A 19,201-nucleotide genomic window follows, 5' to 3' on the forward strand; every position below is an offset into this window, starting at 1 on the left:
GCACGGTAAGCCGGCCCTCGCCTTGACTTGAAACGCCTCCCGTGAATGGTGCCGGCTCATTCTCAAGAGCCCGCCATGCACCGTTACCGTACCCATACCTGCGGGGCGCTCCGCCCGTCCGATGTCGGCGCGAGCGTCCGACTGTCCGGCTGGTGCCACCGTATCCGCGACCATGGCGGCGTGCTCTTCATCGACCTGCGCGACCATTACGGCCTGACGCAGTGCGTGATCGATTCCGACTCGCCCGCCTTCAAGGCTGCCGAGACCGCACGCTCCGAGTGGGTGATCCGCATCGACGGCCGCGTGCGCACACGGCCCAGTGGGACCGAGAACGCCGAGCTGCCGACCGGTAGCGTCGAGGTCTATATCGACGATCTCGAAGTGCTCGGGCCCGCGGGCGAGCTGCCGCTGCCCGTCTTCGGCGACCAGGAATATCCCGAAGAGACCCGGCTCAAGTACCGCTTCCTCGATCTGCGCCGGGAGAAGCTGCACGCCAACATCATGAAGCGCGGCGCGATCGTCGACTCCTTGCGCCGCCGCATGCGCGAGGGCGGTTTTTTCGAATTTCAGACGCCGATCCTCACGGCCTCAAGCCCCGAGGGTGCCCGAGACTATCTGGTGCCGTCCCGCGTCCACCCCGGAAAATTCTACGCGCTGCCGCAGGCCCCGCAGCAGTTCAAGCAGCTCACGATGATCGCGGGCTTCGACCGCTACTTCCAGATCGCGCCCTGCTTCCGCGATGAGGATGCCCGCGCCGACCGCTCGCCGGGCGAGTTCTACCAGCTCGACATCGAGATGAGCTTCGTTACGCAGGAGGACGTGTTCCAGGCGGTGGAGCCGGTGCTGCGCGGCGTGTTCGAGGAATTCGCCGGCGGCAAGCGCGTGACGGGGGAGTTCCCGCGCATCACCTATGCCGACGCGATGCTGAAATACGGCGTCGACAAGCCGGACCTGCGCAACCCGCTGATCATTGCCGACGTCACCGACGAGTTCGCCGACGACGCGGTGGAGTTCAAGGCGTTCAAGGGCGTCATCAAGTCGGGCGGCGTGGTGCGTGCCATCCCCGCCACCGGGGCGGCCGGCCAGCCGCGCTCGTTCTTCGACAAGCTCAACGACTGGGCCCGCTCGGAAGGCGCGCCGGGCCTCGGCTACATCGTGTTCGAGGAGGAGGGCGGGGCGCTCACCGGCAAGGGGCCGATCGCCAAGTTCATCCCCGCCGCCATCCAGGCGCGGATTGCGCAGAAGGCCGGCGCCAAGGCCGGTGACGCCGTGTTCTTCGCCGCCGGCACAGAGGCGAAGGCGGCGGCGCTCGCCGGCAAGGCACGCATCCGCATCGGCGACGAGCTGAAGCTCTCCGACACCGATCAGTTCGCCTTCTGCTGGGTCGTCGACTTCCCGATGTACGAGTGGAACGAGGAGGAGAAGCGGATCGACTTCTCTCACAACCCGTTCTCGATGCCGAACTATGATCGCGATGCGTTCCTCGCCCTCGGCGAGGAAGACTCCCAAGAGATCCTCGGGATCAAGGCGTTCCAGTACGACATCGTCTGCAACGGCATCGAGCTGTCCTCGGGCGCGATCCGGAACCACCGCCCCGACGTGATGGAGAAGGCCTTCGCCATCGCGGGCTATGGGAAGGATGTGCTGGAGGAGAAGTTCGGCGGCATGCTGAACGCGCTGCGCCTCGGCGCCCCGCCGCACGGCGGCATCGCGCCGGGTGTCGACCGCATCGTCATGCTGCTGTGCGAGGAGCCGAACATCCGCGAGGTCGTGCTGTTCCCGATGAACCAGCGCGCCGAAGACCTGATGATGGGCGCGCCCGCCGAGGCGACGCCGAAGCAACTCCGCGAGCTGCACATCCGCTTGAACCTGCCCGAGAAAAAGGGCTGATCGGAACCGCTTTGCTCCGGTTGGCACCGCCGTCATCGCGAGTGACTGCGAAGCGATCCAGGGACGCGGCCTCTCCGGAGGCAGTGCGCGGGATTGCTTCGGCTTTGCCTCGCGATGACGGAGAGCGGGTCATGCTCACCGATCTGCGGGCGGCCGCATGTCGCTGAGCGCCATCGTCGTCAGCCATGACAGTGCGGACGCCCTGCCCGCCTGCCTCGCGGCGCTCGCACGCGAAACCGTCCCGGCGATCGTGGTCGACAATGCCAGCCGCGACGGCTCGGTCGCGGTGGCGCAAGCCCACGGCGCGCGGGTGATCGCGAACCCGCGCAACGAGGGCTACGGGCGGGCCAACAACGTCGGCGTGCGCGCCGCGGACGGGGCCCGGCACGTCCTCATCCTCAACCCCGATCTCGTGCTGCAACCGGGCGCCGCCGCTGCCCTCCTCGCGGCGGCGCAGGCATGGCCCGATGCCGGCCTCCTGGCGCCGCGCATCCACGAGCCGGACGGGCGCTTCTTCTATCAGCCGCGCTCGCTGCTGGCGCCCTACCTCACCAATCCGAAGGGCCGGCGCGATCTCCCCGAGGGCGATGCCTGCGCCCCGTTCCTGTCGGGCGCCTGCCTGATGATCGAGCGCGCCTTCTTCCTCGAACTCGGCGGCTTCGACGAGAACATCTTCCTGTTCTACGAGGACGACGACCTCTGCCGCCGGGTGGCCGATGCGGCGCGCGCGCTCGTCCACGTCCACGGGGCGGTGGCCCTGCACGGGCGAGGGCGCTCCTCGGCCCCGGCGCCGGGCCGGGTTTTTCGCACGCGCTGGCATCAGGCGTGGTCACGGGCCTACGTCTCGCGGAAGTACGGCTTGCCCGATCCGAGCCCCGGCATGTTGGCGACGAACGCGCCGAAGGCGGCACTCGCCGCCCTCGCCCTTCGCCGCTCGGGGCTGGAGCGCTACGGCGGCTCGGCAGCGGGCGCGCTCGCCGCCCTTCGCGGGCAGAGCGCGCTCGCCCGCGAAGGGCTGACGCCGTGAGCCTGCTCTCGGGACCGACGGTTGCGGAGGCGCTGGCGCGCCCACACAACGCCTTCTCCGGCCTGCGACTGGCGCTGGCCCTGATGGTGGTGGTCAGCCACGCCTTCAGCGTCGTCTCCGGCAACGCGCTCGACGAGCCGCTGGCCCGCGCCACCGGCTTCTCGCTGGGCGAGCACGCGGTGAACGGCTTCTTCGCCGTCTCGGGCTTTCTCGTCACCATGAGCTACGACCGGCGCGGCTGGCGCGACTACGTCATCGCCCGCACCTTGCGCATCGGGCCGGGCCTCGTCGCCGCGACCCTGGCGGTCTCGCTGCTGCTCGGTGGCGCCCTCACCCGGCTGCCGCTCGCCGAGTACTACGCCTCACCGGAACTGTGGCGCTTCGTGCGCGGCACGCTCCTGTCCTTCAAGAGCAACGCCAGCCTGCCCGGCCTGTTCGAGGCCAACCCCTTCCGCAGCCCGCTCGGCACGGTCTGGACCCTGAAATACGAGACGATCTGCTATGTCGGCGTCCTCGCCCTCGGGCTGTGCGGGTTGCTGCGGCGGCGCTGGGCGGTGCCAGCGCTCACGGCGGCCCTCGCGTTGGCGCTGGCCGGTCTGGAAGTGGTCCGGCCCGAGATGTCCAAGGGCACCGAGACGGCCCTGCGCCTGCCCCTGATCTTCGCCGCCGGGGCCTGCCTCTACCTGTGGCGCGATTCCATCCGCCTCACGCCATGGCTGCTGCTCGTGCTGGCCGCAGGCCTCCTGCTACAGGGCCACGCGCCCGCCCGGACGCTGCTCTTCCTCGGCGAGAGCTACGCGGCGATCTGGCTCGCCTTCCTGCCGCCGCTCGCCCGCCCGGCTCTCGACCCGCCGGCCGACCTCTCCTACGGGGTCTATCTCTATGGCTGGCCGATCCAGCAGAGCCTGCACGCGCTCTGGCCTGCGGCTTCCGCCCTGGCCCTGCTGACGCCGGCCCTCCTGCTCGCCGGGCTCGCCGCCGCCGCCTCTTGGTACGCGGTCGAGAAGCCGGCCCTGCGGCTCAAGGCGCGGGCACTCGGGCGGCGCACGCTGGGGACCATCGAGCCTGCGGGTCCGTGAAACGAAATTGATCTTCTCGCGCCTCCGATGCGTTTGAGATCCTCGAGGCGTGTCGTCACGCCGCCGTGGTGGGGTGCCCTGCGCACCCTAGCTACGGAGCCGGGTCCGTCTCCTCGGGCCCATTCCTCCCCCCGGAAGCCCGGATCGCCGCCCACCATGAAGGTCGTCGTGGATCTCAACCGCTGCCAAGCCTACGCGCAGTGCATCTACGCGGCGCCGGGGCACTTCGCCCTGCATGGCAGGGAGGCGCTGGTCTACGACCCCTCTCCGGACGAGACCGCACGGGGCGAGATCGAGCGGGCCATCCACGCCTGCCCGGTGCGGGCGATCACCGCCCACTCCGATGCCGCCGACGCGGCGGCCGGAGAGGCCCGGTGACGACACACCCTGAGCGCATCGTCGTCGTCGGCGCCTCGCTGGCGGGGCATGCCGCCGCCCATGCCCTGCGAGAGCGGGGCTATACCGGCAGCCTGACCCTGGTCGGCGCCGAGCCGCATCGGCCCTATGACCGGCCGCCGCTTTCCAAGCAGGTGCTGCGCGGGCTCTACTCCGCCGACACCACCCTGCCCTGCCATCCCCACCTCAACGCGGAATTCCTCCTCGGCCGGCCGGCGACCCGGCTCGACCTGTCCGAGCGCGTCGTCGAATGCGAGGACGGCACCCGCCTGCCCTACGATCGCCTGCTGATCGCTACCGGCACCCGAGCGCGGCCCTGGCCCAACCCGGAGGAAGCGGCGCTTGCCGGTGTCTTCACCCTGCGCACCCGCGACGACGCCGAGCGACTCGGCGCGCATTTGCGGACCAAGCCGCAACGCGTCGTCCTCGTCGGCGGCGGCTTCATCGGCTTCGAGGTCGCCTCGACCTGCCGCGATCTCGACATTCCCGTCACCCTGCTGGTGCGCGATGCCGTCCCGCTGGCGGCCGCGCTCGGCTCCCGCCTCGGCGGCCTGATCGGCGAAGTGGCGCGCGAGAAGGGCGTCGACCTGCGCCTGGAATCCGAGATCGAGCGGATGGAGGGGCAAGCGGGCCGCCTCGCGGCCGTGATCCTGAAGGGCGGCGAGCGGATCGAGACCGATTGCCTCGTGGCGGCCATCGGCACGCTGCGCAACGTCGAGTGGCTCGACGGCTCCGGGCTCGAGGCCGACGCGGGGGGCCTGCGCTGCGACGCCTTCTGCCGTGCGCTCCGCGCCGACGGCCGCGTCGCCGAGGGCGTGTTCGCCGCGGGCGATGTAGCACGCTGGCCGAACCCGCACGACGACGACGCGCTGGTGGCGGTCGAGCATTGGGGCAACGCCCGGGCGCAAGCCGAGACCGCCGCCGCCAACATGCTGGCAGGCGACGCCTCGGCGATGCGCCGGCACGACCACCTGCCCGATTTCTGGTCGCAGCAATTCGGCCTGACGATCAAGCTCGTCGGCCTGACCGAGGGTGCCGACGCCCTCGCGGTGATGCACGGCTCGCTCAAAGAGCGACGCCTCGTGGCCGCCTTCGGCAAGGCGGGCCGCACCGTCGCCGCCGCCGCCCTCGACAGCGCGCGCTGGTTGCCCGCCTACAAGGCCGCGATCCGCGAGCGCACCTCGTTCCCGCCGATCGAGACCGCCGTCGATCAGCCCCGCATCCGTGTACAGGAGCCATAGTCCCGTGAGCGGAAGCACGCTGTTCGAGCAGATCCTCGATCCCGCCCACCGGGCGAACCCCTACCCGCTCTACGCGGACATGCGGAAGGTACCGGTCGCGCGGCAGGAGGACGGCACCTACGTCGTCAGCACCCATGCCGAGCTGGCCCGGCTGATCTCCGATCCGCGGATCAGCTCGGACGACCTGCCCGACCCGCAGAAGTTCCGCTGGACCGGGCACCCCATCACCGACCTGCTGGTGCGGCCGGTGCGGGCCGAGATCCGCAAGCGCCACCGCCCTTTCATCTTCCGCGACCCGCCCGACCACGACCGTTTGCGGGGCCAGGTGATGCGCTGCTTCACCCCCGAGCGGGTGCGCGGCATGCGCGCGAAGACGAAAGGGATCACCGACGACCTGATCGGCAAGATGCGCGGAAAGTCCCGCATCGATCTCGTCGATGACTTCTCCTACCCGCTCCCCGTCACCGTGATCTGCGAGTTGCTTGGCGTACCGCCGGAGGACGAAGCGCAGTTCCACGGCTGGGCGACGCAGCTCGCGACGGCTCTGGAGCCCAACCAGCGCGGCGACGAGGAGACCCAGGCCAAGAACGAGGTCTGCTTCAACGAGATCGCCGACTACCTCCAGGGGCTGATCAAGGAGAAGCGCAAGGACCCGCAGGATGACATCCTGTCCGACCTCGCCAGCGATAAGGAGGGAATGAACGATTTCGACCTGATCGCCACCGCCGTCCTGCTGCTGGTGGCAGGCCACGAGACCACGGTGAACCTGATCACCAACGGCATGCTGACGCTGCTGCGCTTCCCCGAGCATTGGGAGCGCCTGCGCGCCGAGCCAGAGACCGCCCCGCGCCTGATCGAGGAATTGCTGCGCTACGAGCCGCCGGTCCATTACCGCACCCGGCTCGCGCTCACCGACATCCCGGTCGCCGGGATCACCATCCCAAAGGACGCGCCGGTCATTTTTCTGCTCGCCGCCGCCAACCGCGATCCGGCGCGCTTTCCCGACCCCGACCGCTTCGACCCCGACCGCCCCGACAACCGCCATCTCGGCTTCGGCGGCGGGCTGCATTACTGCGTCGGCGCGCCGCTCGCCCGGATCGAGGCGGAGGTGGCCCTGGTCAGCCTCGTGCGGCGGCTGAAGGGCGTGTCCCTGACCGAAGACCCGCCGCCCTACAGGCCGGGCGCCTCGCTGCGGGGGCCGCGGCACCTGAGGCTGGCCCTGGAGGGCGTGGCTGACGAATAGCCGGTGCCGGGTTCCCTCTCCCCGCACAGCGGGGCGAGGGCATGCGCACGCTGCACTTCGAATCATCGCAGACTCAAAAAGAAAAGCGCCCGGCCTTTCGGCCGGGCGCTTACCGTCAGTTCGTTCGGACGATCGCTTACGCGGTCAGAACCGTGGACGGCTCGACCTTCACACCCGGGCCCATCGTCGAGGTGACGGCGATGCGCTGGATGTAGGTGCCCTTGGCGCCCGTGGGCTTCGCCTTGGCGACCGCGTCGGCGAAGGCCTTGATGTTCTCGACGAGCTTCTGCTCGTCGAAGGACACCTTGCCGACGCCGGCGTGGATGATGCCGGCCTTCTCGACGCGGAACTCGACCGCGCCGCCCTTGGCGGCGGCCACGGCGCCCTTCACGTCCATGGTGACGGTGCCGACCTTCGGGTTCGGCATCAGGCCGCGCGGGCCCAGCACCTTGCCGAGACGGCCGACGAGCGGCATCAGGTCCGGGGTTGCGATGCAGCGATCGAACTCGATCTTGCCGCCCTGGACGATCTCGAGGAGATCCTCGGCACCGACGATGTCGGCACCCGCTGCGCGGGCGTCGTCCGCCTTGGCGCCGCGGGCGAACACCGCCACGCGGACCGTCCGGCCGGAGCCGTTCGGCAGGTTGCAGACGCCGCGGACCATCTGGTCGGCGTGGCGCGGGTCGACGCCGAGATTCATCGAGATCTCGACGGTCTCGTCGAACTTGGCCGAAGCCTTCGACTTCACCAGCTTGATCGCCTCGTCGATGGCGTAGAGCTTCATCGGCTCCAGACCCTCGCGGGCGGCGCGGATGCGCTTTCCTTCGCGTGCCATATCGCCCTCCCTTACGCGACGACTTCGAGGCCCATGGCTCGCGCGGAGCCACGGATCATCGCGACCGCCGCATCGACGGAGTCGCAGTTCAGGTCGGGCATCTTCTTCTCGGCGATCTCGCGAAGCTGAGCTTCGGTGATCTTGCCGACGGTCGGGCCCTTGCCCGGGGTCTTGGAGCCGGAAGCCGGCTTCTTGCCGATCTTCAGGCCAACCGCCTTCTTCAGGAAGAAGGTGACCGGGGGCTGCTTCATCTCGAAGGTGAAGGAGCGGTCCTGATACGCGGTGATGATCACCGGGATCGGGGTGCCCTTCTCCATCTGCGCGGTCTTCGCGTTGAAGGCCTTGCAGAATTCCATGATGTTGAGGCCGCGCTGACCGAGCGCGGGACCGATCGGCGGCGACGGGTTGGCGGCGCCGGCCGGGACTTGAAGCTTCACGTAGCCCGTGATCTTCTTCGCCATGGGACTGCTCCCAAGAATTGCGCGTCGCCGGGCTGCCGAGGCACGGACGGACGGGCGGTTGCAGGTCGCGGTGCGATCCGTTGATCCCGGAGGCGAAGCCGGGCGGATCTCCCGCGGGGGTGTGGCGATGCTCTTAACAAAGCATCGCCGTTTCCAGGCCGCGACAGAGCCGCCGGCCGGGAAAATCAGCGATCAGTCAGTGCCGACCGATCGCAAAACGCAAAAAAATCAGACCTTCTCGACCTGCCCGTATTCGAGCTCGACCGGGGTGGCGCGGCCGAAGATCGACACCGCCACCTTGAGGCGCGAGCGGGCGTCGTCGATTTCCTCGACGGTGCCGTTGAAGGAGGCGAAGGGGCCGTCGGAGACGCGCACCGTCTCGCCGATCTCGAAGGAGACCGTGTGCTTCGGGCGATCCACGCCCTCCTGCACCTGGCCCTTGATACGCTCGGCCTCTGCGTCCGGAATCGGCACGGGCTTGGCCTTGTCGGCGCCCAGGAAGCCGGTCACCTTCGGGGTGTTCTTGATGAGGTGGTAGACCTCGTCGGTCAGGTCGCACTTCACCAGCACGTAGCCGGGGAAGAATTTCCGCTCGGCGTCCACTTTGCGTCCGCGCCGGACTTCCGTGACCTTCTCGGTCGGCACCATGACCTCGTCGAACAGCTCGGTCAGCCCGCGCTGGGCCGCCTGGTCCTTGATGGACTGGGCAACCTTGTTCTCGAAGTTCGAGTAGGCGTGGACGATATACCAGCGCTTCGACACGGGTCTCTCAACTCCTCGGCGCCTTGGAGCGCCTGAAACGATCTTTAAGCGCCGATCCCGAGGATCAGGCCGACGCCGAAGCGCATCACCTGATCGACGGCGACGAAGAACAGGCTCGCCACCACAACCATGATGAACACCATGATGGTGGTCACGGTGGTCTCCTTGCGGGTCGGCCACGTGACCTTGCGGCCCTCGTCGCGCACCTCGCCCAGGAACTCCACCGGGCCCACCCGCTTCGGCGCGGGGCGCGCGGGCGGGGTCGGGCGCTGGGGCGCAACGGGCGCCGTGCCGCGCTTGGGTCCGCGCGCCGCGTCGGCTTTCTTGGTCGCTTCGTTCGATGCCATGGCGCAACTGAAACCGGACAGGGCTCCGGGAACCACCGATCGCGGTGCGGGGACTAGCGCGTCCCACACCGACAGCATCTGAGGATCTCGGAATGCGCCCGCTCTAGCGCAAGTGATCCGGCTTGTCGATGGGTTCGGATGGGGTGCCGCGGGTCGGGCCGTCAGGGTGCGCCGTGGCAGGAGTGGAGGGACTCGAACCCCCAACCCCCGGTTTTGGAGACCGGTGCTCTGACCAGTTGAGCTACACTCCTACGGCGCGCGCGGCGCGGTTCGCGTCATGCCGCAAGCGGACGCTCAAAGCAAGGGCGAACGATTGCGTGCCCAGGGCAATCGCTCGAAGCGATTTCCCTGGTTTGTTGGCATGCCTCAGTCGCCGGCGCCCGCCTCCGCGGGCTCAGGCTTTCGCTCCGCACGACGCTTTTCGCACCGCGAAGCCGCCAAAACGGCTTCGAGCGATGACCCTGATTGCGCGCCCGAAGGCTACCGGTCTTCTCCTTCGTTCGGCTCGAATTCCGCATCCTCGAACGGATAGGCCGCCTCGACGAGGTAGGGCCCGCCGCCGCGCGAGGTGCGGGCGGAGAAGACGGCGGCGCGGCGCGCCATGAAGGTCAGGCGGGGAAACACCCCCGCTTCCGTCAGCCTGCGCGCCACGGCCTCCGGGGAGGCCTCGCGGTTGAGTCGGGCCAGGGTCACGTGCGGCGTGAACTTGCGCCGCTCCGGTGCAGCCCCGGCCCGGCGGGCGATGCGCTCATGCTCCTCCTGCAGGTCGATGAGTTCCGGGGTAGGGACGACCGAGGCGTAGAGCGCCCGCGGCCGGTCGCCGCCGAAGCTCGCCAGCCCGTCCAGCGTCACGGTGAGGGGCGCACGCATCCGTGCCTCCGCCAAGCCGGCATCGACATCGGCGGCGATCACGTCGTCGATGTCGCCGAGGAAACGCAGGGTGACGTGGTAGTCGCCCGGCTCGATCCAGCGCGCGCCGGGCAGGCCGCCGCGGAAGAACGACAGCCGCTCGGCGATGTCCGGCGGGATCTCGATGCCGGTGAACAGACGCGGCATGGTCGGCTCAGCCCTTCTTCTCCGGGCTCTGGCCCAGACGACCGAGGAAAGACTCGACGCTCGGCAGGATGCCCTCGACGATCCGCTCGACGCCCTTGGCGGTGGGGTGCAGCCCGTCATCCATTGTGTTGGCGCGCTGGCCCGTCACGCCGTCGAGAAAGAACGGGTAGAGCACGAGGCCGTGCGTCCCCGCGAGGTCGGGATAGATCGCGTCGAACCGGGCGCGGTACTCCGCCCCGAGGTTCGGCGCGGCCAGCATGCCAGCCAGCAGCACCGGGATACCCCGCTCCTTCAGCCGCACGATGATCGTCTCGAGCGCCTTGCGGGTCACCGCCGGATCGGTGCCGCGCAGCATGTCGTTGGCGCCGAGTTCGAGGATCACGCCCTGCGTGCCGTCCGGCACCGACCAGTCGAGCCGGTCGAGCCCGCCGGTGCTGGTATCGCCCGACACCCCGGCATTGCCGATCTCGACCCGGTACCCCTTGGCCTTCAGCGCCCGCTCCAGCACGGCAGGGAAGGCGGCATCGGCCGGCAGGCGGTAGCCCGCGGTGAGGCTATCGCCGAAGGCGACGAGCTTGAGCGGCGCCGGCTCGGCCCGTGCGGAACCGGGCAGCAGGCCCGCGGCGCCGACGAGCGTGGCTGCGGCGAAGAGGAGCATCAGCGCGGCCCTGCGCCGGGGATGGTGCGGCCCCACATCGGGTCCGTCCGCCTCGCGCCGGACGCCCAAGCATGACACAAGCCTGCCGGGTCCGGCTTCCGCTTCGTTCGCGTGGTGCAAGACCGTATCCTCTCGCTCGGACATGTCCGGGTGGTTGCCAAGCTGCTCGCCAACTTCCCCGCCAAGATCGGTCGGTGCCTGATGTCGAACAAGGCCGTCTCCCTGTCGCAGATCGAGTTGAGCCTCGGCCGCGGCCCCGCGCGGGTGCATGTCCTGCGCGGCATCTCGCTCGATGTCGAGCGCGGCGAGGCGGTCGGGCTCGTCGGCCCCTCGGGTTCGGGGAAATCGACCCTGCTCACCGTCATGGCCGGGCTGGAGCGGCCCGATACCGGCCGCGTCACCATCGCCGGCACGGATCTCGGCGGGCTCGATGAGGATGGGCTCGCGCGCTTCCGCGGCCGCAACATCGGCATCGTGTTCCAGGCCTTCCACCTCGTGCCGACCATGACCGCGCTGGAGAACGTGGCGCTCCCGCTCGAACTCGCGGGCGCCTCCGATCCGCACGGGCGGGCGGCGGCGGAACTGGAGGCCGTGGGGCTCGGCCACCGGCTGCGGCACTACCCGGCGCAGCTCTCGGGCGGCGAGCAGCAACGCGTGGCGATCGCCCGCGCGCTCGCGCCCGATCCGGCGATCCTGGTCGCCGACGAGCCGACGGGAAACCTCGACGAGACCACGGGACGGCAGATCGTGGACCTGTTGTTCGGGCTCAAGCGCGACCGCGGCGCGACCTTGGTGCTGGTGACGCACGATCCCGGCCTCGCCCGACTATGCGACCGCACCGTGCGCCTGCGCGCCGGCCGGATCGAAGCGCCGGCCGCGCAAGGGGTCTGAACGAACAAGGGGCCTGGAAAAACGATGCCTTCCGGTGCCGGGCAGGCGCCGAAAGGCAAGTGTTTGTCGAACGTTGAGGTCGCCCGTTCGCGCGCTGTCTCAAGCCGCGCGGCAGACCAACAAAAGAATCAGGCGCTCAGCGGGGCACCGATCCGGGCTCGGAGCTGGGCCCGCAGGTTCTGGTTGGCGGCACTGCGGTCGGCCTCGAGGGCCCACATCAGGCGCAGGAGCCGGCTGATCGGCAGGGCCCGGTCCTCAATGGCTTCGGCAACCTGCTGCTGGATCGATTTCGAGGTCGCCATGAACGTCTCGGCCGTGGTCTGCATGAGTCGCATCCGGAAACGGGCTCGCTCCCCGCGGGGCGGGCTCTTAAACGGTTCCAAATCGCATGGCCATAGGTTTGCCGGCTTGCAGTTAGCGGTTCCTTCGAGAGCCCGCGCCGCGCCTCACAGGTTTTTGAAGCCGGCTCGTTTTCAGGCCAGCGGCGAGCGCGCGTAGCCGTCGAGCAGATCCTGCGGATCGCGGTAGATCGCGATGCAGCCGGCCGCCGACAGCTCGGCCTCGGGGAAGCCGCCGCACAGGACGCCGATCGTGGAAAGCCCTGCGCCGGCAGCGGCTTGCGCGTCATAGGGAGTATCCCCGATCACCATCACCGCGTCTTTGGGAAGGCCGGGAAGCTTCTTCAGCACGGCCTCGAAGATGTCGGGATGCGGCTTGGATCGGTCGGCATCGTCGGAGGTCGTGACCACATCAACAAGATCGGTGATGCCGAGGATCTTCTGGTAGTTCTCCACCTCGTCCGCCTTGCCGGAGGACGCGAGCGCGACGGTCTGGCCTGCATCGCGCACATGGCTGAGCAAGTCCTTCACCGCGGGAAACGGCTTGGCCTTCGCGAGATAGGATCGTTTGAACAGATCCGAGCGGTAGGCCTCGATCGCCTCGCCCTCGCGGGCGAGCCGGTCCGCGTCCACGAAGACCGGCAGGAGCTGGTCGCCGCCCTTCCCGATCTGACGGCGGACGTCGGCCTCCTGCGCCTCGATCCCGAAATGCGCGAAAGCCTCGACCCAGGCGCGAGCGTGCAGATCGACGCTGTCGAGCAGCGTGCCGTCGATGTCGAAGACGACGGCTTTGATGCGAGCGGACATCGAATCGGGCACCGTCAGCGCGGAAACAGTTGGAGGCCGTCGTCGGGAAGGAGATTGCGAGTGGGCCCGCCGGTCTGCTGGCCGCGACCCTGCTGGTAGTAGGGCAGTTCGGGGCGCCGGTCGTTGCCGCTGCCGGAATCGTATTCCCAGGGTGCGTTCCAGGGCGCCCGGCCGCTTACTGCCGGAACGGCGGGGCCGGTGGAGAACGAGTCACCTGCCCGCACGGGACCTGCCGCCGCGGCGCCGGCCGCCAGAATCGTGCCGAGGAAGACGGCGGCGGCACTTCGTCCGATCAACGCGCGCATCGCTTGTCATCCCCCGATCGTGGCAGCGCCCCGCCAGCGGAGCGCGAAAGGAAACGGCCGAGCCTGATCCGCGTTCCGGGGTCTCAGGCTCTCTTGCCCCGACTTTCCATGGAGGGGCCCCAAAAAGCGAAGCCCGCCGGCCCCGGAGGGCGGCGGGCTCTCGAACCGCATCCGTTGAGGGGCGGCTCAGTGGAGGACGACCGCTTCGGCTCCGGCGCGGCTGGCCGCCGACTTGGCCCGGGGTGCCGCCTTCACCGCCTTGGCGGCGGGCTTCTCGGCGGCCTTCGCGGAGGTCTTGGCCGGTGCCTTCTTGGCCGGTGCCTTGGCCTTGTCAGCGGACTTGGCAGCCTTGGCGGCGACGCTCGCCAGAGCCTCGGTGGGGGCTTGCACCGCCGCCTTGGCGCGGGCGGTGCGGGGCTTGGCGACCTTGGCCTGAGCAGCGGACGCCTCGGCTTCGATCGGCGCCGCAACCGGGGCCTGCCGCAGCTCGGACTCCGCCTGAAGCCAGTGTGCCTCGGCCCGGCCGAAAACCCGGCCTTCACCTTCCCAGATGTAGTAGGCGCGCTCGCGCACGCTGTTCTCGCATAGCACCATACCGCTCTCCCGAAATCGTCCGACGTGAGTTCGAACGATGGAAGCGCATGGTTAAGGGGCGGTTAACCGCGTTCCGCACCGCGGGAGAGGCGGCGGTGGTTCGCACGGACCTTGCGGCGGTAGCCGGCTACCACCGCGCCGTGCGAGGCGCCCGTCGCGAACTGCATCGCCGCCTCGCTGGCGGCGAACACCTTCTCGCTCACCATGCGCTGCGCCTCCACCTGCGCACCGCTGCCCCCGGCCGCGAGCTTGGCCATCCGCAGGGCGATCACCGACTGTGCCTCGAAGGCGAGCAGGGTCGTATCGAGGCCGAGCTTCCACCACATTGCGTACATCGAACCTGCCCTCTCGTCGTCACACGGCATCGATCTGATGCCGTCACGACGGCCCGCAGCGGCGCATGGCCGAGCTTGGGAACGACGCGAAGACACAAGTTCGAGAGCCCTCCCCGGCGGCCTCATGGTTGGCCGGGGAAGGCATCGCGGCTCAATCGAAACTGCGGCCCTTGGCGGCCGAACCACCCAGGCTGATCTTGACCTTCTTCGGCGGGGCGGCCTGCCCGCCCTTGCCGCGCCCGGCCGGCACCTCGACCTCCGGCGCCGCCTGGGCGGGCTTCAGCCGGGACTGGCCGTAGATCACCGAGCCGATCTCGCCCACGGCCTGGACCAGGTCGTCGCGCTCGCAGGCGCGGGCCACCTTCAGGCCGAGCTGGTGCATGTGACTCTTGCCATACAGATAGGCGGCAAGCTTGGCGCGGGTCAGCGCCGGAATCTCCTCGAGGATATACGGCAGGTCGTAGTCGTCGGCGCGGTAGACTTCGCCAAGCCGTTCAAGGGAGACCGGGCATTCCGGATCGACGGTCGCGCCGGTGGTCGGATGGGCCTGGGTCATGGGTCACCTGCTGTCGGTGCAAAGGGCGATGGAGAGGGTGACGAAAGCGGCGAAGGCATGTCGGCGGTCGCAGCGTCCGCCACGGAAGACGGCCTGACCGCAATCAGGTCGGAACGCGCGGGAAAGCATCCGGTGCAGACTGAGGCGATCGCGATCCGGGCGCGCCGGTCGCTGCGCTCCCAGACGGATTCGCGCGCGGTCCCTGCGGCGGTCGGCCCGGAGGCCGCACTCCCGGAGGCCGAAACCCCGGCGAGCCGGGCTTCCGGATTGGCACGGATCCGCAGGTAGAGCGGCTCCTCCGCCCGGACAGCGGAAATTGGACCGCACGGAAACCCAGACACGGCCATCCCGTACACGGCCGCGCCGAGGAGCGCGAGCCGGCCCGGACGTGCCGAAGCGTGGCGCCGCGCGACGCCTCGTGCCGTGCAGCCCGATGTCGTGCCGGTTATCATGCGGATGCGCGGGTCTCGCCGTGGCGGTTGCGGGCGCCGGTTCCCGCATCGCGGGCTTCCGGGCCGAACAGGATCGGCCGGGATAGTCAACAAGACCTTAACCGCGGCATCCCCGCGAGGCGAGCCACCCCACGCGAAAAAGCCCGGCGCGAAGCCGGGCTTTTCTGGGGGAGGTCCGGCGGTCCGATGAGGGACCGCCGGAGTTCCGGATACTAGTACGAGCCGAACTTGTAGTTCAGGCCGGCGCGGACGACGGCGAACTCGGTCTCGCGGACCTGCTGGCCACCGCTGACGAGCACGACGCCCGGGCTGGTCACGGAGACCGTGCGGCCCTGGTTGTCGGTGGCGAAGGCGCCACGGCCGCCGGTGCCGCGGTCGAGGTTCACGTACAGACCTTCGACCTTCAGGGTCACGGCCGACGACTTGAAGAAGTTCAGGAACGAGTCGGTCGGGAGAGCGTACTCGATACCACCACCAGCGGCCCAACCGGTCTGGAAGTCGTTGCTCGACACGCCGGTGCCGAACTCACGACCGCCGCCGGAACCGTAGGCGAAGCCGCCGGTGCCGTACACGAGGGTGCGGTCGAAGGCGTAGCCGAGACGGCCGCGGACGGTGCCGAAGAAGTCGAGGCCCGAGAGACCGGCCGGGTTGAACACCTGCTGAGCGGCCAGCGGGCTGGTCGACAGGAAGCGGTTCCGGTCACGGCCGAAATCGGCGTACTGGGCGTCAGCCTCGACGCCGATCACGACGCCCGAGCCCGGGGTGAACTGGTAGTTGTAGCCGATCTGACCACCGCCGACGAAGCCCTCGTTGGACTCGCGGTTGTTGAAGGCCACCACGGCCGTGGTGCCCGGGGGCACGAGCAGGGAGGCCGGGCCGACGCCGATCACGGTCGGGACGCGGTCGTCCTGGGTGCCGAAGCCGTAACCGGCGTTGAAACCGGCGTAGAAGCCCGTCCAGGTGAACACCGGCACCGGCTGGAACACCGGCGGGGGAGCCGCGCGGCGCGGGAGGTCGGCGGCCGAAGCGGCGACGGTAGCGGCGACGAGCGCGCTCGAAGCAAGAAGCAGGATTTTCATCGTGTCGTGTCCTGATTTGGCGGGAGCCGGTGTTGGTGTGAAGTGGTCCGGGGATCTCCCCGGTATCCGTCGCCCTCCAGCGATGAAGCGATGAATGCACCCGAACCCGTCAACGAAAGGTGAAGCTTACCCAGCCGTGAGCACTCGGTCAGGCCCGACGTGTCTTTACGCACATCGTTGGCTCGTCTTGTCGAAAATCGGCAACAGTCAAACCATCGGGCAAAACCTGACGACAATACGGTTAACGGATGGTGTCTCCCGCCGCGCAAGACCGCATTAACCACATGCGGGCGATCATCCTCCCGCGCCGGCGCCCGATCCCGGATCCGGCCGGCCCGATGGATCGCGCTGCCCATGTCCTTCGATTCCGGCTCGCCCCGACCGCGCGGCCCCCTCGCATGGTCGATCAAGACCGCGCTGATCGTCGGCCTCGGCGCCATGGCACTCGGCCACCACATCGCCCAGCCGGGTGGCAAGCCGCCCTATCGGGGGGGCGACCCGGAGGTGACGGGCTCGCTCGGCAGCAAGGCACAGACGACGCGGCTCGACCCCTGCACGCTCCGCGGCGCCCTCGGCACGGGCGCGCGGGACTGACCTCGCGACCGACCTTACGCGGCGAGGCTCGCGACAGCCGCCAAGGCGATGCCGGAGGCATCGGCTCTACGCGAGCGCGGGTTCGGGATGGCCTCGGGCCTCGGGATGCCGGCAACGCAACCGTACCCTGCCCGCACGGGAGGAGACTGCGCCGTCTCGGTCGATTGACAAGCAGGCACAGGGGTCTAAGTGTCGCGCGCGTTCGGACGCGTGATGGCGTACCGCGCACGGCTCTCGCGATCCGCCGCCGGCGCGAGCTTTCGAGCCCCTGATCGGCCCACTTCACGCGCACAATGGTTTTCCCTACCCGATGTCTTTCGCCGATCTTGGACTGAGCGACAAGGTACTCCAAGCCGTCACCGCGGCCGGCTACACCGAGCCGACGCCGATCCAGGCCCAGGCGATCCCGCATGTGCTCGCCCGGCGCGACGTGCTCGGCATCGCCCAGACCGGCACCGGCAAGACCGCCGCCTTTACCCTGCCGATGCTGACCATGCTGGAGGCCGGCCGCGCCCGGGCTCGCATGCCGCGCACGCTCATCCTCGAGCCGACCCGCGAACTCGCGGCGCAGGTCGAGGAGAATTTCGAGCGCTACGGCACCAATCACAAGCTCAACGTGGCGCTCATCATCGGCGGCGTCTCCTTCGCCGACCAGGACGCCAAGCTCACCCGCGGCACCGACGTGCTGATCGCGACGCCGGGGCGCCTGCTCGACCATTTCGAGCGCGGCAAGCTGCTGCTGACCGGCGTCGAGCTTCTGGTCATCGACGAGGCCGACCGGATGCTCGACATGGGGTTCATTCCCGACATCGAGCGCATCGTGAAGATGGTGCCCTTCACGCGCCAGACGCTGTTCTTCTCCGCGACCATGCCGCCGGAGATCGAGCGGCTGGCCGACATGTTCCTGCACAACCCGCAGCGGGTCGAGGTGGCGCGCCCCGCCTCCACCGCCACGACCATCGAGCAGCGCCTTGTGGCGACGGGCGCGGAGGGCCACGAGAAGCGCAAGGTGCTGCGCCAGCTCATCCGCTCGGCGAGCGAGCTGCAGAACGGCATCATCTTCTGCAACCGCAAGCGCGACGTCGCCCAACTCCAGCGCTCGCTGACCAGCCATGGCTTCAACGCGGCGGCGCTCCACGGCGACATGGACCAGCGCGCCCGCATGGCTGCCCTCGACGGCTTCCGCAGCGGCGAGGTTCCGCTGCTGGTGGCCTCGGACGTCGCCGCGCGCGGCCTCGATATCCCCGCCGTCAGCCACGTCTTCAACTTCGACGTGCCGCACCACCCGGAGGATTACGTCCATCGGATCGGCCGCACCGGCCGTGCCGGCCGCTCGGGCCAGGCCTTCACCCTCGCGAGCCGAACCGACGAGCGCTCGCTCTCGGCGATCGAGAGCCTGATCGGCCAGCCGATCGCATGGCTCGACGGCGATCTGTCCAGCGTTTCCGACGAGGTGGAGGGCGACGAGCCGCGCCGCCGCCGCGGCAGCCGCCGCGCCAAGGAAACGAAGGGCGGCGAGGAAACCAAGAGCATCGGGCGCAGCACCGAGAAGAGTGCCGCCCCGTCGAGCGAGAGCCCCCGCAGCGAGAGCCGCTCCCGCGGAGGGCGGCGTCCGGCCGCCGAGCGCAGCCGCGCCGAAGCGCCCCGGCGCGAGCCAGTGCGTGAGCCGGAACCGGTTTCCCCTCCCCCGCCCCGCGAGCTGGCCCGCGAGCCCGCCCGGAATGCCCCCGAACGCGCGCGCGGGGAGCGTCGTCCCCCGCGTCGCGACGAGGACGGCGACACGCCGGTCGGCCTCGGCTCGCACGTTCCGGCCTTCCTGCTGAAGCCGACCGGGTTCGGGAAGAGCAAGTAACTCCCGCGACCAAATCCGGGCCATCCCATCGCGCAGATGCGATGGGCGCCCTCCTCAGGCGCCGCGCGGGCCTAGAGCATCATCCCGAAAGCTGGTTGCCGGCTTTCGGAAGAAGATGATGCAAAACCAAAAGGCTAAAGCATCGTCTTGGATCCGATATCCAGGACGATGCTTTAGCGATACGGTCCACACGGCGACCGTATACCGCGAAAGCGCCGGTGACGGCAGGCGCTTTCGCCGCGCCCCTGGCGTGTCTCTCATGTGACGCCCGCTACGCCGCCTTGACCAAAGCGGCGAATGGTCAGCGGTCGGGCGTTTTGTGAGGCACTCTTAACGTCCTGGCGAGATTCTGAGGCGACACTTCGGCGGAGCGGACTCTGTGGGCGGTGTGCCCCCTCCGTAG

General features: G+C 69.3%; 22 protein-coding genes and 1 tRNA gene. 9 read left to right on the forward strand and 14 right to left on the reverse strand.

Translation table 11 applies throughout. From position 1 onward, the window contains the following. The first annotated feature begins 75 nt into the window (after window positions 1-75). From aspS to J2W78_RS09280, 6 genes are all read left to right on the forward strand, one after another. A complete protein-coding gene (gene aspS, locus J2W78_RS09255; protein WP_253369965.1) occupies window positions 76-1,890 on the forward strand; it encodes an aspartate--tRNA ligase in 1,815 nt (604 codons plus the stop codon). 157 nt (window positions 1,891-2,047) lie between these two features. Then, window positions 2,048-2,917 carry a glycosyltransferase family 2 protein gene (locus J2W78_RS09260; RefSeq protein WP_253369966.1) on the forward strand — a complete coding sequence of 290 codons (870 nt, stop codon included), beginning with the start codon at window positions 2,048-2,050 and terminating at the stop codon, window positions 2,915-2,917. After that, on the forward strand, window positions 2,914-3,996 hold the full coding sequence (locus J2W78_RS09265) for an acyltransferase family protein (RefSeq protein ID WP_253369967.1): 1,083 nt from the start codon (window positions 2,914-2,916) through the stop codon (window positions 3,994-3,996). Before J2W78_RS09260 ends, J2W78_RS09265 begins: the two co-directional genes overlap by 4 nt. Before the next feature lie 156 nt (window positions 3,997-4,152). Beyond that, on the forward strand, window positions 4,153-4,374 hold the full coding sequence (locus J2W78_RS09270) for a ferredoxin (protein ID WP_253369969.1): 222 nt from the start codon (window positions 4,153-4,155) through the stop codon (window positions 4,372-4,374). Next, window positions 4,371-5,633 carry an NAD(P)/FAD-dependent oxidoreductase gene (locus J2W78_RS09275; RefSeq protein ID WP_253369971.1) on the forward strand — a complete coding sequence of 421 codons (1,263 nt, stop codon included), beginning with the start codon at window positions 4,371-4,373 and terminating at the stop codon, window positions 5,631-5,633. Before J2W78_RS09270 ends, J2W78_RS09275 begins: the two co-directional genes overlap by 4 nt. Window positions 5,634-5,637: 4 nt before the next feature. After that, window positions 5,638-6,876: a cytochrome P450 gene (locus tag J2W78_RS09280; protein WP_253369973.1), complete on the forward strand. Its 1,239-nt coding sequence runs from the start codon at window positions 5,638-5,640 to the stop codon at window positions 6,874-6,876. Window positions 6,877-7,012: 136 nt separating this feature from the next. On the opposite strand, the gene rplA is transcribed toward J2W78_RS09280, so the two are convergent. From rplA to J2W78_RS09315, 7 genes are all read right to left on the reverse strand, one after another. Further along, window positions 7,013-7,711 carry a 50S ribosomal protein L1 gene (rplA, locus tag J2W78_RS09285; RefSeq protein ID WP_003597509.1) on the reverse strand — a complete coding sequence of 233 codons (699 nt, stop codon included), beginning with the start codon at window positions 7,709-7,711 and terminating at the stop codon, window positions 7,013-7,015. A gap of 11 nt (window positions 7,712-7,722) precedes the next feature. Beyond that, window positions 7,723-8,172, reverse strand: coding sequence for a 50S ribosomal protein L11 (rplK, locus tag J2W78_RS09290; RefSeq protein WP_003597508.1), 450 nt, complete (start codon window positions 8,170-8,172; stop codon window positions 7,723-7,725). Between the two features lie 228 nt (window positions 8,173-8,400). Further along, entirely contained in the window at window positions 8,401-8,934 is a 534-nt protein-coding gene (gene nusG / locus J2W78_RS09295) for a transcription termination/antitermination protein NusG (RefSeq protein ID WP_003597503.1), read from the reverse strand. 44 nt (window positions 8,935-8,978) lie between these two features. Beyond that, on the reverse strand, window positions 8,979-9,281 hold the full coding sequence (secE, locus tag J2W78_RS09300) for a preprotein translocase subunit SecE (RefSeq protein ID WP_253369975.1): 303 nt from the start codon (window positions 9,279-9,281) through the stop codon (window positions 8,979-8,981). Window positions 9,282-9,455: 174 nt separating this feature from the next. After that, window positions 9,456-9,532 (reverse strand) — tRNA-Trp (locus J2W78_RS09305). Between the two features lie 229 nt (window positions 9,533-9,761). Then, window positions 9,762-10,337, reverse strand: a complete 576-nt coding sequence (gene thpR, locus J2W78_RS09310) for an RNA 2',3'-cyclic phosphodiesterase (RefSeq protein ID WP_253369977.1) — start codon at window positions 10,335-10,337, stop codon at window positions 9,762-9,764. Window positions 10,338-10,344: 7 nt separating this feature from the next. Beyond that, window positions 10,345-10,995, reverse strand: a complete 651-nt coding sequence (locus J2W78_RS09315; protein ID WP_253369979.1) for an arylesterase — start codon at window positions 10,993-10,995, stop codon at window positions 10,345-10,347. Window positions 10,996-11,196: 201 nt separating this feature from the next. Between J2W78_RS09315 and J2W78_RS09320 the strand changes: the two genes are divergently transcribed. Next, window positions 11,197-11,886, forward strand: a complete 690-nt coding sequence (locus J2W78_RS09320; protein WP_253374005.1) for an ABC transporter ATP-binding protein — start codon at window positions 11,197-11,199, stop codon at window positions 11,884-11,886. A 128-nt stretch (window positions 11,887-12,014) separates the two neighbouring features. Here the strand turns inward: J2W78_RS09320 and J2W78_RS09325 are convergent, their stop codons facing one another. The 7 genes from J2W78_RS09325 to J2W78_RS09355 all read right to left on the reverse strand — a co-directional run bounded on the left by J2W78_RS09325 (window position 12,015) and on the right by J2W78_RS09355 (window position 16,352). Then, window positions 12,015-12,212, reverse strand: coding sequence for a hypothetical protein (locus tag J2W78_RS09325; protein ID WP_253369981.1), 198 nt, complete (start codon window positions 12,210-12,212; stop codon window positions 12,015-12,017). A gap of 147 nt (window positions 12,213-12,359) precedes the next feature. Next, complete coding sequence (locus J2W78_RS09330; protein WP_253369982.1) at window positions 12,360-13,031, reverse strand: HAD family hydrolase; 672 nt, start codon at window positions 13,029-13,031, stop codon at window positions 12,360-12,362. A gap of 14 nt (window positions 13,032-13,045) precedes the next feature. Further along, window positions 13,046-13,336: a hypothetical protein gene (locus J2W78_RS09335; protein ID WP_253369984.1), complete on the reverse strand. Its 291-nt coding sequence runs from the start codon at window positions 13,334-13,336 to the stop codon at window positions 13,046-13,048. 186 nt (window positions 13,337-13,522) lie between these two features. Beyond that, the gene (locus tag J2W78_RS09340; RefSeq protein ID WP_253369986.1) at window positions 13,523-13,930 is read right to left on the reverse strand and encodes a DUF2934 domain-containing protein; all 408 of its coding nucleotides are present in this window, start codon (window positions 13,928-13,930) and stop codon (window positions 13,523-13,525) included. A 62-nt stretch (window positions 13,931-13,992) separates the two neighbouring features. Further along, the gene (locus tag J2W78_RS09345) at window positions 13,993-14,265 is read right to left on the reverse strand and encodes a hypothetical protein (RefSeq protein WP_253369988.1); all 273 of its coding nucleotides are present in this window, start codon (window positions 14,263-14,265) and stop codon (window positions 13,993-13,995) included. Between the two features lie 151 nt (window positions 14,266-14,416). Then, window positions 14,417-14,821 (reverse strand): hypothetical protein, encoded by a 405-nt coding sequence (locus tag J2W78_RS09350; RefSeq protein WP_003605903.1) that lies wholly within the window; start codon window positions 14,819-14,821, stop codon window positions 14,417-14,419. A gap of 664 nt (window positions 14,822-15,485) precedes the next feature. After that, window positions 15,486-16,352, reverse strand: coding sequence for an outer membrane protein (locus tag J2W78_RS09355; RefSeq protein WP_253369989.1), 867 nt, complete (start codon window positions 16,350-16,352; stop codon window positions 15,486-15,488). Between the two features lie 354 nt (window positions 16,353-16,706). Here J2W78_RS09355 and J2W78_RS09360 point away from each other — a divergent pair, with 354 nt between their 5' ends. Together J2W78_RS09360 and J2W78_RS09365 are read left to right on the forward strand one after the other, a co-directional pair. Further along, window positions 16,707-16,946 carry a hypothetical protein gene (locus J2W78_RS09360; protein ID WP_253369991.1) on the forward strand — a complete coding sequence of 80 codons (240 nt, stop codon included), beginning with the start codon at window positions 16,707-16,709 and terminating at the stop codon, window positions 16,944-16,946. 310 nt (window positions 16,947-17,256) lie between these two features. Beyond that, entirely contained in the window at window positions 17,257-18,798 is a 1,542-nt protein-coding gene (locus J2W78_RS09365; protein ID WP_253369993.1) for a DEAD/DEAH box helicase, read from the forward strand. Window positions 18,799-19,201: the final 403 nt, after the last annotated feature.

The organism is Methylorubrum extorquens (assembly GCF_024169925.1).
GTDB lineage: Bacteria > Pseudomonadota > Alphaproteobacteria > Rhizobiales > Beijerinckiaceae > Methylobacterium > Methylobacterium extorquens_A.